The following is a 15,494-nucleotide window of genomic DNA, read 5'->3' as shown; positions in this document are numbered from 1 at the left end:
GTTCTCCTCTAATTTGATATTTCATCTTTCTTAGTTATAAACTGTTCTTCTGTCCAAACTTCAGTACCAAACTTTTCAGCTTTAGTTAGTTTTGAACCCGCATCTTCACCTACAATAACTAGATCCGTACTTTTTGTTACACTACTTGTTACGTTAGCGCCTTGCATCTCTAACCAAGCTGAAGCTTCTTTTCGAGTCATTTGTTGTAACTTTCCTGTTAGGACTATTGTTTTATCTTGAAAATCAGGATGCCCTTCTATCTCACTTGTTTTAACACCATTATATACCATGTTAACGTTCTTAGTTTTCAATTTTTCAATTAAAGCTTGAATATCTTCATTTTCCAAATAAGTAACTACAGATTGGGCAAGTTTATCTCCTATATCATGAATGCTTACTAACTCTTCTTCAGTAACTTCAAGCAAACGATCCATAGTTTCATATTTCTCAGCGAGAACTCGGCTTGCTTTAACACCTAAGTGGCGAATGCCTAAACCAAACAATAAATGTTCTAATGAATTAGCTTTAGAAGCCTGTATCGCAGTGAGTAGATTCTCAACCTTTTTTGCACCCATACGTTCTAACGGTAATAAATCATCTTCAGTTAGGTAGAAAATATCTGCTACATCTTTAATTACATGATTATGATAGAGTTGTTGAATGATTTTAGTGCCTAGACCATCAATATTCATTGCTTGACGTGATACAAAGTGGATAAGGCCTTCTACAAGTTGCGCCTGACATTTAGGGTTGATACAACGTAGAGCTACTTCACCTTCAATGCGTACAAGTTCGTGACCACAACTTGGACAATGAGTTGGCATATGATACGGTCGAGTATCGTCTGGTCGTCGTTCAATTACACTTCTAACGACTTCTGGAATAATATCTCCAGCCTTTTTAACAACTACACTATCCCCTATTCTAATATCACGCTCTCTAATCAAATCTTCATTATGTAAAGAGGCTCTAGAGACTGTAGTTCCTGCTACACGCACTGGTTCAAGAATAGCTGTTGGTGTAACGACACCTGTGCGGCCTATACTTAATTCGATATCTTGTAAAGTGGTTACCACTTCTTCAGCAGGAAATTTGTAAGCAATGGCCCATCTTGGCGATTTCTGAGTATAACCAATTTCATCTTGCTGGTCTAAATCATTAACTTTTATTACAATGCCATCAATATCATATGGAAGTTGTTCACGTTGTTCTGTCCACTTTTCAATATATTTTAAAACACCCTCAATATCTTTAACGCGTTCACGTTCCTGGTTTGTTTTAAAACCAAGACGATCTAATTCATCTAAAGCGCCACTTTGAGTAGTAGCATCAAAATCTGTAAAATCATTTACACTATATAAAAAGACACTTAATTTACGCTTGGCTGCTAATTTAGGGTCTAATTGTCTTAAAGAACCTGCAGCACCATTACGTGGATTAGCAAATGGTTGTTCTTCATTTTTTTCTTTTTCTTCGTTTAAAGCCATAAATGAACTACGTGGCATATAGGCTTCGCCACGTACTTCAAAGTTTAATGGTTCTTTAATTTTCAATGGGATCGCATGAATAGTGCGTAAATTTTCAGTTATATCTTCGCCGGTCGTACCATTTCCACGTGTCAATCCTTGTACGAAGCGACCATCCACATACTTTAGAGACACAGCTAACCCGTCAATTTTTAATTCACACATGTATTCCACATTATCTGTATGATCATGTATACGTTCATCGAATCGACGTAATTCGGCTTCATTGAAAGCATTACCTAAACTTAGCATAGGTGTATCATGGTCGACTTTTTCAAATGAGGATTGTGCTTCTCCACCCACACGCACTGTTGGCGAATCATTTGTTTTATATTCTGGATGCGCTTCTTCAATATCAATTAATTCACGTAATAATTTATCGTATTCACTATCTGGTACAGAAGGATTATCTTGCACATAGTATTCATAACTATATTGATTTAATAAAGCATGCAACTCATTCACTCGGTTTTGGATGTTCTCCATTAATTAATCCTCCTTTTTACTAATAGGGGCAAATTGAGCTAATAAACGCTTAGGTCCTTCAGATTTAAAAATAATATCTAATTCTACAGAACCGTTTTTCTCGTTCACATTACTTACCATACCCTCTCCCCAAGATTTATGCGTCACTTTGTCTCCTACTTTCCAATCTGAAACCGAAACTTGTTTCTTAGAGGATGTAGTACGTTTGCTAAAACCACGTTTCGGTTGTGATGAGGACTTAGGTGTAATCGTTTGTCGTTGTTGTTTTGCAGGCATTTCTAATAGATCTTCAGGAATTTCACCTAAGAAACGTGAAGGCATATTTGATTGTGAACGTCCATATAACATTCGTGACGTAGCATGCGTAATATATAAGACTTCTTCGGCACGTGTGATCGCTACATAGCAAATACGACGTTCTTCTTCCATTTCATGTTCATCATCACTTTTAATTGCGCGAATATGAGGGAATAACGATTCTTCCATACCCATTAAGAATACAATTGGGAACTCTAAGCCTTTAGCTGAGTGCATAGTCATTAACGTAACGCCACTCTCGATATTAGCTTCATCGATATCAGCCACTAATGATAAATCTGTTAAAAAGTTGATTAATGATTGTTCTTCTAGAGGAGTATTTTCTTCATAATCTTTAGGTACTGACATGAATTCATCGATATTTTCTAAACGACTTCTCGATTCAATCGTTTGTTCACGTTCTAACATGTCACGGTAACCTGACTTTTCAAGAATTTCTGTCACAATTTCACTGATTTCTAAAAATTCTTGTTCTTTAATTAAGTTTTGAATTAACTCGTAAAATTGAATACACTCTTGTGTCACTTTTTTAGAAAGGCCAATAAAATCCACTTCACCCAATGCGTCAAACATACTTATATTATTCTCAACGGCGTATCTTTGAATCTTCTCAACTGATGAAGGACCAATACCGCGTTTAGGTACATTTATAATACGTTGCAAACTTATATCATCATTACTATTAGCTACAATTCTAAGATAGCTTAGTAAATCTTTAATCTCTTTACGATCATAGAACTTTTGTCCCCCAACCATCGTGTAAGGGATATTTGATTTTATAAATGTTTCCTCTAACACACGAGATTGCGCATTGGTTCTGTATAGAATCGCCATATCATTATAATCTTTTCCAATTTTTCGATGCTTAATAATTTCACGTACAACGTATTCGGCTTCGTCACGTTCAGTCATTGCTTCATAGTATTTTATCTTATCTCCACCTGTATTAGCTGTCCATAAGCCTTTCGGTTTACGTTCCGAATTATTTTTAATTACTTCATTAGCTGCCGTTAAGATAGTTTTAGTTGAACGATAGTTTTGCTCTAAGAAAATAGTTTTAGCATTCGGATAATCCGCTTCAAAGGATAAAATATTTTGAATATCAGCACCTCTCCATCCATAAATAGATTGGTCTGAATCACCAACAACACAGAGATTTTTAAACTTGCTAGCGAGAAGTTTGACAAGTGTGTATTGAGCCTTATTGGTATCTTGATATTCATCCACGTGAATATATTGGAATTTATTTTGATAATATTCTAGCGTATCTGGAACACGTTCAAATAATCTAATTGTCTTCATAATTAAGTCATCAAAATCCAACGCTTGGTTGCGTGATAGTTGACGTTGATAACCACTATATACCGTTGCCACCATTTGTGAATGAAAATCATTAGCTTCATTGATGGCATCTTCAGGTGTCTTCAATTCATTTTTCAAATTACTGATTGCGCCAATAAACATACGTGGTTCAAAGCGTTTGCTATCGATGTTTTCATTTTTAAGTACATCTTTTATCACAGATTTTTGATCGGTTGGATCAATAATTGTGAAGTTGCGTTCGATTCCAATGCGATCTGCATCTCTTCTTAAGATACGCACACACATAGAGTGGAAGGTTGACATCCATATTACTTGGGCTTCTTCGCCCACTAATTGTTCCACACGTTCTTTCATTTCTTTGGCTGCTTTATTAGTAAAGGTAATCGCTAAAATATTATAAGGAGAGACATCTTTTTCATCTAATAAATAGGCGATTCGATGCGTTAATACTCTCGTCTTACCCGAACCAGCACCAGCCATTATAAGTAGTGGTCCTTCTGTAGTTCTTACCGCTTCACTTTGCTCTTTATTCATATTACTGACTAATGAATTCATTTATTAGACTCCTTTTTAATTTTTACTGTTTTAAGGGCTTTCTTAATGTCTGAATATATAATATTTCCTACGATAATGGTATCGGCGAACTGTTTCATTTCTTGTGCATGTTCCAGAGAACTAATGCCGCCACCATATATCAATTGCGTATTGGTTAGCATTTTAGATACCGCTTTTACCATTTCAACATCTCCATAACTACCACTATACTCAATGTACATCATAGGTAGTTTATACATTTCATTAACCATTTGTGCATAAGCTTCCACGTCTTCGATATCTAAGTTTGTCTTAGCTTGTGTTAATTGGGCAACCTTACTATCTGGATTAAGCACTAAATAGCCTTCCAATACGACTTCCTCAAAATTAATCATATGACCAAATTGTTTTAGCGCTTTATGTAACATACCATTGTGATAAGTTGTATCTTTACTATTTAATACCTTTGGGACAAAGTAAAAATCAAATCCAGGCATGACAGTGTCTAAATTTGAAATTTCAAGAACTAGTGGTAACGGATATCTTCTCACTCTACTCATTAAATGAATGACATTATCCTCGGTAACGTTATCTGTTCCACCAATCATTATTGCATCCGTATTTGACATGCATAATGCGTCTAAATCTTCGTCACTTATCTCTTTAGCCGGATCAAGTTTAAACACATGTTGCCATTCCTTAATGTCGTACATATATCCATAACTCCTTTTTTTAACATACACTAAATTATAGCATTTTTAACCTTTGAGTTCTAAATAGATTAGACCATTTTCACACCGAAAATTTACAACTTATAGCCGTTAAATCAATTTGTTTTATTAACTACTTAGCATTACAAATAAACTATTAAAATCATATATAAAAGAAAGAAACTCGAAGACCATTTCCTAATTGGAAATGATTTCCGAGTTATGAGTACGATATCTATACCTAAACTATTAAAACTTATTCTTTCGTCTCAATATTTAATCGATTTAGGATTATTGTATAAGCATCATTACCCCATTGTAATGAACGTTTCACTCTAGAAATAGTCGCTGTTGATGCACCCGATTCTTTTTCAATCGTTGCATAAGTAAAGCCTTGTTTAATCATTTTAGCGACTTGAAGTCTTTGAGATAATGATTGTATTTCATTTACAGTGCATAAATCATCAAAAAATTGATAGCACTCTTCTCTATTTTCAAGTGTTAGAATCGCATCAAATAGTTCATCTAATGCTTGTCCTCGTAGTTTTTCGATTTGCATCTCAAACAACCCCTATATTCCAATTTCAATATATCTTCATTTTAACGCATTAAATAGTTAAAGTGTAGTAATTTCATTGAAAAGAACGGTTACTTATTCTAGGCCAGCGCGTTGGAAGATTGTATCTACTTGATTTAAATGATGTTCAGGGTTGAAGCATTCATCTAATTCTTCTTTAGAAAGAACGTCAGTAATATCATTATCTTGTTCTATTAACGTACGGAATGGCGTTTTAGTTTCCCATGATTCCATAGCCTTAGGTTGTACTTTATCATAGGCTTCTTCACGAACCATACCTTTATTAATTAAAGATAACAACACACGTTGTGAGAAGATTAAACCAAACGTTTTATCAATATTATTTCTCATATTATCTTCATATACAGTTAAACGATCTACAATATTTGTAAAACGATTTAACGCATAATCTAGTGCAATGGTTACGTCTGGTAACATTATACGTTCAGCAGATGAATGAGAAATATCTCGTTCATGCCATAATGGTACATTTTCATACGCAGTTGTAATATAGCCACGGATGACACGCGAAATACCAGTAATATTTTCAGAACCAATTGGATTACGTTTATGAGGCATAGCTGAAGAGCCTTTTTGGCCTTTGGCGAATGCTTCTTCAACTTCTCGTGTTTCAGTTTTTTGTAAGTTACGAATTTCTACAGCAAATTTTTCTAGTGATGTAGCTATTAATGCTAGCGTTGCAATGTAATATGCGTGACGATCACGTTGTAACGTTTGAGTAGATACTGGTGCAGAGTCGATACCTAAATGTTTACAAACGTAACTTTCAATTTCTGGTGGAATATTTGCGAATGTTCCTACTGCGCCACTCATTTTACCTACTTCAATTTCTTCACGTACTTCTTTAAAACGTTTTAAATTACGTTTCATTTCTGTGTACCATAGCGCCATTTTTACACCAAATGTTGTTGGTTCAGCATGTACACCATGAGTTCGTCCCATCATCAATGTGTATTTATATTTTTTAGCTTTTTGTTCTAATACTTTAATAAAACGTTCGATATCTTTTTCAATAATTTCATTTGCTTGTTTAATAACATAACTTAATGCAGTATCGACTACATCCGTTGAAGTTAAACCATAGTGAACCCATTTACGCTCTTCACCTAACGTTTCAGAAACTTGTCTAGTAAAAGCTACCACATCATGACGTGTTTCTTCTTCAATTTCTTTAGCACGTTCAACATTCACTCGCGCATTTTCTCTTATCTTTTTAACATCCTCTTTAGGAATATGTCCTAATTCGCTCCATGCTTCACACGCCAAAATTTCAACTTCTAACCATGCTTCATATCTATTTTGGTCTGTCCAAATATTAGACATTTCTTCTCTTGAATAACGTTCAATCATCTTTAAACTCCTATTCTATGTATTAAATTCGTGGTAAAAACTGTACATTAACCATAAAAACACAAAAATAGTTCGTGTCTAAGCTTTCTGTTTAAGTTTAACAGATTATATATAAAAAGTATAAGTCTTTTTCTCGCATTTCTAGTATAAATGATTCTTATAAGAAATACACTAATATCTTAATTTATGGCAAATACAACAACAAAAAGAAACCTAAGTGCATTTAATACTAATAGATGATGTGTCGTTCAATCATCTTAACTATTAATTCTTCACTTAGATTTCTTTTAGGAAATGACGACGAATCAACCAAATATTCAAATTATATTTGTATTCTGATTCGAGCCCTATTCTAATTTTTTACCAACAAACTGAATATCTTGACGTAACACTTCAATATTTCCGGCTTTGTCTTCGGTATACACCGGCTTTTCAATACGTTTGACGGGCATATAGCCTGCTTCACGCATACGTGCTAAACACTCTGAGATAGTTTCATTATCATTTACTTTGAACTTCATCGTGTTCCACTACGCTTTCTATTTCTTCTACTTCATAAGCTTTAACTTTTCTAGTACGTACGCCTTTAGTCCAGAAACCACCGTGTATTGCTCTAGGCTCATACGCAATGATAAAAGCTTTTTCATCTAATGTACGTACCGTTTCCATTAACTTACGTTCAAATCTTCTAGGGGTTAAAATTTGCATTACCATTCGACTACCATCTCTACCATGAGCTTCATAGTGCGTAACGCCGTACCCAAGATTTCTTAATTCATTTGGCAAATCTAATTCATACTCTGATGAAGTTACATTTACAACTGTATAACCTAATGCGAGTTTTTCTTCAATCTTCATTCCCACTATGATACCAATTGAGAAACCAAAGGCATAGGCAACGATATTTTGAATTTGGTCAAGACTAGACATTACTAATCCAAGACCCACTACATATATCAATACCTCAAGGAAACTCACTATTGCGGCCACATAGCGATAGCCTTTTAACGTTAAAATTGTACGCATCGTTAAAAATGTAACGTAAAAAACGTTAATAACGAATATCGCTGCTACCATTAGCCATGGGTTTGCCGTTATCACTGACATGCTATTCCTCATTTCTTCCTTATATTACTAAAATCGAGATAATTTTATCAGTGATAGTTTATTTTGTCACTAGTAAATCATCATATACTATGTGTATTTAGTTTTAATCAAGATTAGTAAATCATTATTTTTCAACCTATTATAATGTTTATTTACAGACTATTTAATGTAAGATCTAGTATGTTAGGCGTATTAATTTTTTGGCCACGTATATCTTGTGTATGCTAATTCACGTTTATGTGCATTACGAACATAATGCTTTTCTATTGTTTCGCGTGCATCACTAGGAACTTCTTTGCCTTCTAAGTAATCATCAATATGCTCATAACTTACCCCTAATGCTTCTTCATCAGGTAATTGTGGTTTATCATCTTCTAAATCAGCAGTTGGAATTTTTTCATATAAACGTTTAGGTGCTTCTAAATACTTTAATAATTGTTTACCTTGTCTTTTATTTAAGCCGAAAATTGGAGCAATGTCTGCTGCACCATCACCATATTTAGTATAAAAACCAGTAATATTTTCTGCAGAATGGTCTGTTCCTATCACAATACCACTTCTATTAGAGGCAATAGAATATTGTACTTTCATACGTTCACGTGCTTTCTCATTACCACGTTGAAAATCTGTTAACTCAATGCCCGCTTCTTTTAGGGATTGTACACTTTGGTCTACGGCTGGTTTAATATTTACGGTGATTGTTTCATCAGGATTGATAAATTTTAAAGCTTCTTCTACTTCATCAGCATCTTTCTGTACACCATATGGAAGTTTTACTGCGACAAACTGACATTCGCGACCTTCATTACGTAATTCTTCAACCGCTAATTGTGCAAGTTTACCAGTAAGCGTTGAATCTTGCCCACCTGAAATACCTAATACAAGCGACTTAACAAACGCATGAGATTGAACATAACTTTTAATAAAATGAACGATTTCATGTATCTCTTGTTTACTATCAATATTCTTTTTAACTTTCATTTCTTTCATTACAATATCTTGTAACTTAGTCATTGTCTTCCTCCATTTCTTTTACATGTTCTGCCACTTGAAAGATGCGTTTATGTTTATTGTCCCAACAAGCTGTACTTAAATCAACTGGATATTCTTGTGGGTTTAAATAACGTTTATTTTCTTCCCATAATTTTGAAAGTGCTTCTTTTAAATAGTCTTGTGCTTCTTTTTCACTTGGTAAATCATATACGAGTTGACCATTTTCAAAGATAGAGTGATGTAAGTCTACCGCTTCAAAATGTTTAATGTACTTCATTTTATAAGTGTGAACTGGGTGGAACATTTTTAACGGTTGTTCATTATTAGGATTTTCATGCTCTAACGTAATATAGTCGCCTTCCGCTTTACCTGATTTTGTATTAATAATTCTATATACTTTCTTTTTACCTGGTGTTGTTACTTTTTCAGCATTATTAGACAACTTGATCCGGTCAATATATTCGCCATCTTCATTTTCTACCGCTACAAGTTTATAAACCGCACCTAGGGCTGGTTGATCAAAACCAGTGATTAATTTAGTACCTACACCCCATGAATCTACTTTAGCACCTTGTGATTTTAAACTCATAATTGTCTGTTCATCTAAATCATTTGAAGCAATGATTTTAGCATCTGGGAAACCAGCTTCGTCTAACATTCGTCGTGCTTCTTTAGATAAGTAGGCAATATCACCAGAGTCTAAACGTATACCTACAAAATTAATTTTATCGCCTAGTTCTTTAGCAACCTTAATTGCTGTTGGTACACCAGATTTTAAAGTGTGGAATGTATCTACTAAAAACACACAATCTTTATGACGTTCAGCATAGACTTTAAATGCTTTATATTCGTCACCATAGGTTTGTACTAACGCATGAGCATGTGTTCCTGAAACGGGTAGGCCAAATAGTTTACCTGAACGTACGTTACTCGTTGAATCGAAACCGCCGATGTATGCTGCACGTGCACCCCATAAAGCTGCGTCAAGTTCTTGAGCACGACGTGTGCCAAATTCCATTAATATATCATTAGGCGCAACTTGGCGGATTCTACTGGCTTTAGTAGCGATAAGAATATGGAAATTAACAATATTTAATAATACTGTTTCAATAAGTTGAGCTTGGATAAGAGGTGCTTCTACACGTAGTAAAGGTTCATTACCGAAACAAAGTTCTCCTTCTTGCATAGCTCGAATATTACCTGTAAATTTAAGGTTTTTTAAATAACCAAGAAAATCATTTTGATATCCTATTGATTGCAGATATTCTATATCAGAATCGCTAAAATGGAAATTTTCAATAAATTGAATCACTCGTTTTAATCCATTAAATACAGCATAACCACTTTCGAATGGCATACTTCTGAAATATAAATCGAATACTGCATTACGTTCATGAATTCCATCATTCCAGTAACTTTCGGCCATGTTAATTTGATATAAATCATTATGTAACATTAAACTGTCATCTTCGTAACGATACACCATTATCTCTCCTAACGATCTTTTTCATTATTTTATCATAATTAGATAGAAGTGAGTATTCTCGGTGGTTTTACTCGTATTTTAAATACGAAATATTAGTTATCCGACAAATTAGTGACAAAAGAAGTATTTAAATGAGTTAATTAGTTGGCTAGATTATAATATTGGATGAGGTGGTCATATGATATTAGAAGAAGCTAAGTCTTTTATACATACAATGTATACTGAATTAGAGTACTCAAAAGCTGATATGGAAACAAGAATTGCAATGATAGAAAAAGAAATTGCTTCAACAGGGACATATACACATACGTACGAAGAGCTAAGTTATGGCGCTAAACTTGCTTGGCGTAATTCTAATCGTTGTATAGGCCGATTATTTTGGGAGTCACTACATGTTGAAGACGCAAGAAATGTGAGTAATGACTCAGAGTTCATTACTGCAATTAATAAACATTTGGAAGAAGCGACGAATGATGGAAAAATAAAACCATATATCACTATTTTCTCAGCCGATAATGCGCCGAAAATTTATAATAATCAATTAATACGCTATGCAGGATATGAAGATAAAGGAGATCCCTCTGAACGTGAAGTGACACAACTTGCTGAACATTTAGGTTGGAAAGGTGAAGGTACAGATTTTGATGTCTTACCTCTTATTTACCAACTGCCTAATGAAGAAATTAAGTTATATTCACTACCTTCTGAATTAGTAAAAGAGGTTAACATCGAGCATGATCGTTTTCCGAAATTAAAAGATTTAAATTTAAAATGGTACGGTGTGCCTATTATCTCTAATATGGATTTAAACATTGGTGGTATAGTCTATCCAACTGCACCATTTAATGGTTGGTATATGGTTACTGAAATAGCAGTTCGTAATTTTACTGATACTTATCGTTATAATTTATTAGAAACTATTGCGGAGGCCTTCGATTTTGGTACACTTAAAAATAATTCATTTAATAAAGATCGAACATTAGTAGAATTCAGTTATGCTATTTACCATTCTTTTAAATCACAAGGTGTATCAATTGTAGATCATTTAACTGCATCAAAGCAGTTCCAACTATTTGAAGAGAAAGAACATCGACATGAGCGAGAAATAACTGGTAAATGGTCATGGCTAGCGCCGCCTCTTTCACCTACACTGACTGAGAATTATCACCATGGATATAAAAATAAGATTAAGAATCCTAATTTTCATCATAAAAAGAAACAAGCATTGAAGTGTCCATTCCATTAATGTTCACCAGACACGGAGGTAAAGTTAGTGATGAATTTATATTATTTAGGACCTAAAGGAACTTTCTCTTATCTTGCAGCAAAGCAATATTCTTTAGAAAAAGAAGTGATATATAGTCACTGTCCACAGCAAAACTTATATGATGTAGTTAAATCCGTAGCAGAAAATGACGATGCAATAGGTATTGTACCGCTTGAAAATTCGATTGAAGGCACTATTAATATTATTGCTGACTCATTAATTCAACAGGATGTTTACGCACATGGTGAAATTTACGTGAATATAGATTTTGGTTTATATGCGAATGAAGGAGCTCAAATCGAAGACATTACAAAAGTATATTCCATCGCACCAGCCATTAGTCAAACAATCCAATATATACACAAGCATCAATTTGCATATGATTACGTGGATAGTACAATTCAAGGATTAGAGAGAATATCCTTTACTGAAGCGGCTATTGCGCCATTAGGAAGCGGAGAATTATATGGCTTCACTCCTATCGATAGCCATATTCAAGATTATTCACTCAATATCACTCGCTTTTTAGTTATCAAAAATCATGCTAACTTCGATAAAGATGGAGATAATACTATACTATTGATATCGCCTAAAGCTAATAAAGCTGGCTTATTAGCTAAAATACTAAATACGTTTGCATTATTTGATATTAATTTATCGTGGATAGAATCCCGTCCAATGAAACAGGAGTTAGGTTTTTATTACTTTTTTGTTCAAACGACGACAGGTAAAACAAAAGAACTGGATAACGTCATATCAATTTTGAACAACTTGAATTTTAAAGTGAAAATAATTGGAGTTTTTAATGCATACTCCTAAAAATAACTTCGAGAGCTAGAGATAATGAAATCTTTAAATTAACACTAGATTTCTCTCCGCTCTCGAAGTTTTTTATTGTACATTAATTTTTTTAACTTTAACATCATCATGTTGATTAAAAGTCAATTCTGAAATATCCTCTAAATGTATCGTTTGAGAAGCGTCATCGAAGGTATTGCCTGCAATAAATACTTGCTTATGCTTAGCATTATTATAACTTCTAATATGAATCGCGTCTCGTTTCATTTTTCCTGAAAAATGATTGCCAATTACGCTTAAATTCTCGCCACCTTGAGATGCTTGAACATGGCCAGTTAATGGGTCAGCCGCATTCTTACCATCTTTAACTCCCAAAAAGCGAATACCACCATTACAATTTCTAAATTCATTTTGCGAAATAATCATATTTTTAGATTTTAATGGAGTGAGTGCATATTCATTGAGACCATCGAAGATATTATTTCTGATAGATACATTGTCATAAAATTTATTGTGACGACTTGCATGGGAACCAATTGCTCTATTCCAAGCTTTCATAGCTGTATGTTCACCTGCTCCGAAGTAACAATTTTCAATTACAACGTTTTTAGTAATTGTTCCATCCGTTGTGCCAAATTTCGGAAATGCACCAGGCACTTGGATGTCTAACTGAATTGCTTCTGAAAATGAACGATCCCCATCTATATCTCTAAATCCTTTAAAAATACAATCTCTGATATATAGTCCATCAATACCACAAGCATCTAAAGCATGCCCTCCCACAACATTTAACACTGTCACCCCAATCAGTTGAATATCTTCAGCATGACCAATAGACATTGCCGTATTATTGTAAGGATAATCTACCCCATTCATATCAAATGTTCCGCCCTTTATATAAATATGACTATTTCCTTGATAGCCATGATAAAAACCGAACTGTCTACCATTTTTTAAAAGCGCATCTTTACTACAACGTAAAAGCGTCGTATCTTCTTCTAAAAGTAATGTAGTTGAATCATAAATAATGAGCGCTTTACCAATATGGTATGTACCTCCTGGTATGTAAACGGTATGTTCACCATGTTTCGCCTTATTAAGCGCTTTTTGAATAGCTTTTGTATCTTTACGTTTGTTATATCCAGTTAATCCGTAATCTTGTGCGTTAATTAACATTTTCTGACCCCTGTCCATGTTTCTATATAAATACGTATTGTTTATACCAATTTCACTATGTATTAGCTATACTATATGTAGACATAATACGAACTATTTACACTATCTTATCCATATTATTATACAATTTGTAACTAACTTAAACATTTATATGAGAGGAATGTTGAATATGACTAAAAAAGCCTTGATTGTTGTCGATTATTCATATGATTTTATTGCCGATGATGGCCGCTTAACTTGTGGTAAACCTGGTCAAGCCATTGAAGATTTTATCGTACGTCGCTTAGAAAAGTATCACTCAAATTATGAAGATATATTTTTTATGATGGATTTACATTACGAAGATGATCTATATCATCCAGAATCAAAACTTTTCCCACCTCATAATATTGAAGGCACATCTGGACGTGAATTATATGGTAAAGTAAAAACTTTTTACAATGAGAATAAAACAAATCAAACGATTCACTTTTTAGATAAACGCCGTTATGATTCGTTCTATGGCACACCTCTTGATAGTTTATTGCATGAAAGAGATGTTACTGCTCTTGAAATTGTTGGCGTATGTACAGATATTTGTATTTTCCATACTGCTGTTTCAGCCTACAATTTGGGATATGACATTACGATACCTAAAGATGGTGTAGCTTCTTTCAATGAAAATGGTCATAACTACGCTTTAAGCCATTTTGTAAACTCATTAGGCGCAGAGGTAGAAGTGAGTAATTAAAACATGATAAAATGAAATTAAAATTATATGATAAGGGTGAATAATACACATGGCAAAAACTTACATTTTTGGACATCAAAATCCAGATACTGATGCAATTTCTTCAGCTATCATTATGGCTGACTTTGAACAATTAACTGGGAATTCAGATGCAACACCTTATCGCTTAGGCGATATTAATGCTGAAACTAAATATGCTTTAGACCATTTTGAAATTAAAGCTCCTGAATTATTAACTGATAATTTAGAAGGTCAAGAAGTTATCTTAGTAGACCATAACGAATTCCAACAAAGTGCTGAAACAATCGCTGATGCAGAAATTAAACACGTGGTTGATCACCATAGAATTGCTAACTTTGAAACTGCAGCACCTTTATGGTATCGAGCAGAACCTGTTGGTTGTACTGCTACAATCTTATACAAAATGTATAAAGAACGTGGTTTCGAAATTAAACCTGAAATTGCAGGTCTAATGATTTCTGCAATTATTTCAGATAGCTTATTATTTAAATCACCAACATGCACTGAAGAAGATGTAAATGCTGCTAAAGCACTTAAAGATATAGCAAATATTGATTTAGAAGAATATGGTTTAGCTATGTTAAAAGCTGGCGCATCTACTGTGGATAAGACAGCTGAAGAGTTATTAGATATGGATGCTAAATCATTCAACATGGGCGACTACACTACTCGTATTGCGCAAGTCAATACAGTAGATATCGATGAAGTATTAAATCGTAAAGACGAATTAGAAAAAGCTATGTTAGAAACAAGCACTAATCAAAAATACGATTTATTCGTCCTTGTTGTTACTGATATCATTAATAGTGATTCTAAAATCTTAGTTGTAGGTGCTGAAAAAGATAAAGTTGGAGAAGCATTTAAAGTTCAATTAGATGATGGTATGGCCTTCTTATCAGGCGTGGTATCTCGTAAAAAACAAGTGGTACCTCAAATTACTGAAGCATTAACTAAATAATTGAATATACAGTTTAATTAACAAACAGTCTAAAACAATGTGTTTTAGGCTGTTTTTATATAAGCAAGCTCAATACAAAAATTACGGTGCCCTATCTTTTATTTATAAATAAT

Annotated in this window: 14 protein-coding genes; 4 read left to right on the top strand and 10 right to left on the bottom strand. The window is 33.8% G+C overall.

Going from position 1 to position 15,494, the window contains the following annotated elements:
* Positions 1-8: 8 nt before the first annotated feature.
* From ligA to CD147_RS06680, 9 genes are all read right to left on the bottom strand, one after another.
* On the bottom strand, positions 9-2,012 hold the full coding sequence (gene ligA, locus CD147_RS06720; RefSeq protein ID WP_103166651.1) for an NAD-dependent DNA ligase LigA: 2,004 nt from the start codon (positions 2,010-2,012) through the stop codon (positions 9-11).
* A gap of 3 nt (positions 2,013-2,015) precedes the next feature.
* Entirely contained in the window at positions 2,016-4,208 is a 2,193-nt protein-coding gene (gene pcrA / locus CD147_RS06715; RefSeq protein ID WP_103166650.1) for a DNA helicase PcrA, read from the bottom strand.
* Positions 4,205-4,900: a heptaprenylglyceryl phosphate synthase gene (gene pcrB / locus CD147_RS06710; protein WP_103166649.1), complete on the bottom strand. Its 696-nt coding sequence runs from the start codon at positions 4,898-4,900 to the stop codon at positions 4,205-4,207. Before pcrB ends, pcrA begins: the two co-directional genes overlap by 4 nt.
* A 253-nt stretch (positions 4,901-5,153) precedes the next feature.
* Positions 5,154-5,456, bottom strand: a complete 303-nt coding sequence (locus tag CD147_RS06705) for a YerC/YecD family TrpR-related protein (RefSeq protein ID WP_103166648.1) — start codon at positions 5,454-5,456, stop codon at positions 5,154-5,156.
* Positions 5,457-5,549: 93 nt separating this feature from the next.
* Positions 5,550-6,845, bottom strand: coding sequence for an adenylosuccinate lyase (gene purB / locus CD147_RS06700; RefSeq protein ID WP_103166647.1), 1,296 nt, complete (start codon positions 6,843-6,845; stop codon positions 5,550-5,552).
* 347 nt (positions 6,846-7,192) lie between these two features.
* The gene (locus tag CD147_RS06695) at positions 7,193-7,366 is read right to left on the bottom strand and encodes an NETI motif-containing protein (protein ID WP_103166646.1); all 174 of its coding nucleotides are present in this window, start codon (positions 7,364-7,366) and stop codon (positions 7,193-7,195) included.
* Positions 7,347-7,952, bottom strand: coding sequence for a DUF2179 domain-containing protein (locus tag CD147_RS06690; protein ID WP_103166645.1), 606 nt, complete (start codon positions 7,950-7,952; stop codon positions 7,347-7,349). The genes CD147_RS06695 and CD147_RS06690 overlap by 20 nt, the downstream gene beginning before the upstream one ends.
* Positions 7,953-8,144: 192 nt before the next feature.
* Positions 8,145-8,966 carry an ammonia-dependent NAD(+) synthetase gene (nadE, locus tag CD147_RS06685; protein WP_103166644.1) on the bottom strand — a complete coding sequence of 274 codons (822 nt, stop codon included), beginning with the start codon at positions 8,964-8,966 and terminating at the stop codon, positions 8,145-8,147.
* On the bottom strand, positions 8,959-10,428 hold the full coding sequence (locus CD147_RS06680; RefSeq protein WP_103166643.1) for a nicotinate phosphoribosyltransferase: 1,470 nt from the start codon (positions 10,426-10,428) through the stop codon (positions 8,959-8,961). Before CD147_RS06680 ends, nadE begins: the two co-directional genes overlap by 8 nt.
* Before the next feature lie 181 nt (positions 10,429-10,609).
* Between CD147_RS06680 and CD147_RS06675 the strand changes: the two genes are divergently transcribed.
* Positions 10,610-11,677, top strand: coding sequence for a nitric oxide synthase oxygenase (locus CD147_RS06675; RefSeq protein WP_103166642.1), 1,068 nt, complete (start codon positions 10,610-10,612; stop codon positions 11,675-11,677).
* Between the two features lie 30 nt (positions 11,678-11,707).
* A complete protein-coding gene (locus CD147_RS06670; protein WP_103166692.1) occupies positions 11,708-12,517 on the top strand; it encodes a prephenate dehydratase in 810 nt (269 codons plus the stop codon).
* 72 nt (positions 12,518-12,589) lie between these two features.
* Here the strand turns inward: CD147_RS06670 and CD147_RS06665 are convergent, their stop codons facing one another.
* A complete protein-coding gene (locus tag CD147_RS06665; RefSeq protein WP_103166641.1) occupies positions 12,590-13,672 on the bottom strand; it encodes a glycosyl hydrolase family 28-related protein in 1,083 nt (360 codons plus the stop codon).
* A gap of 169 nt (positions 13,673-13,841) precedes the next feature.
* Here CD147_RS06665 and CD147_RS06660 point away from each other — a divergent pair, with 169 nt between their 5' ends.
* Complete coding sequence (locus tag CD147_RS06660; protein ID WP_103166640.1) at positions 13,842-14,402, top strand: cysteine hydrolase family protein; 561 nt, start codon at positions 13,842-13,844, stop codon at positions 14,400-14,402.
* 49 nt (positions 14,403-14,451) lie between these two features.
* Positions 14,452-15,381 carry a manganese-dependent inorganic pyrophosphatase gene (locus CD147_RS06655; protein ID WP_103166639.1) on the top strand — a complete coding sequence of 310 codons (930 nt, stop codon included), beginning with the start codon at positions 14,452-14,454 and terminating at the stop codon, positions 15,379-15,381.
* Positions 15,382-15,494 lie beyond the last annotated feature (113 nt).

It is taken from the genome of Staphylococcus devriesei, from assembly GCF_002902625.1.
GTDB lineage: Bacteria > Bacillota > Bacilli > Staphylococcales > Staphylococcaceae > Staphylococcus > Staphylococcus devriesei.
This window is presented reverse-complemented; position numbering and strand designations above follow the sequence as displayed.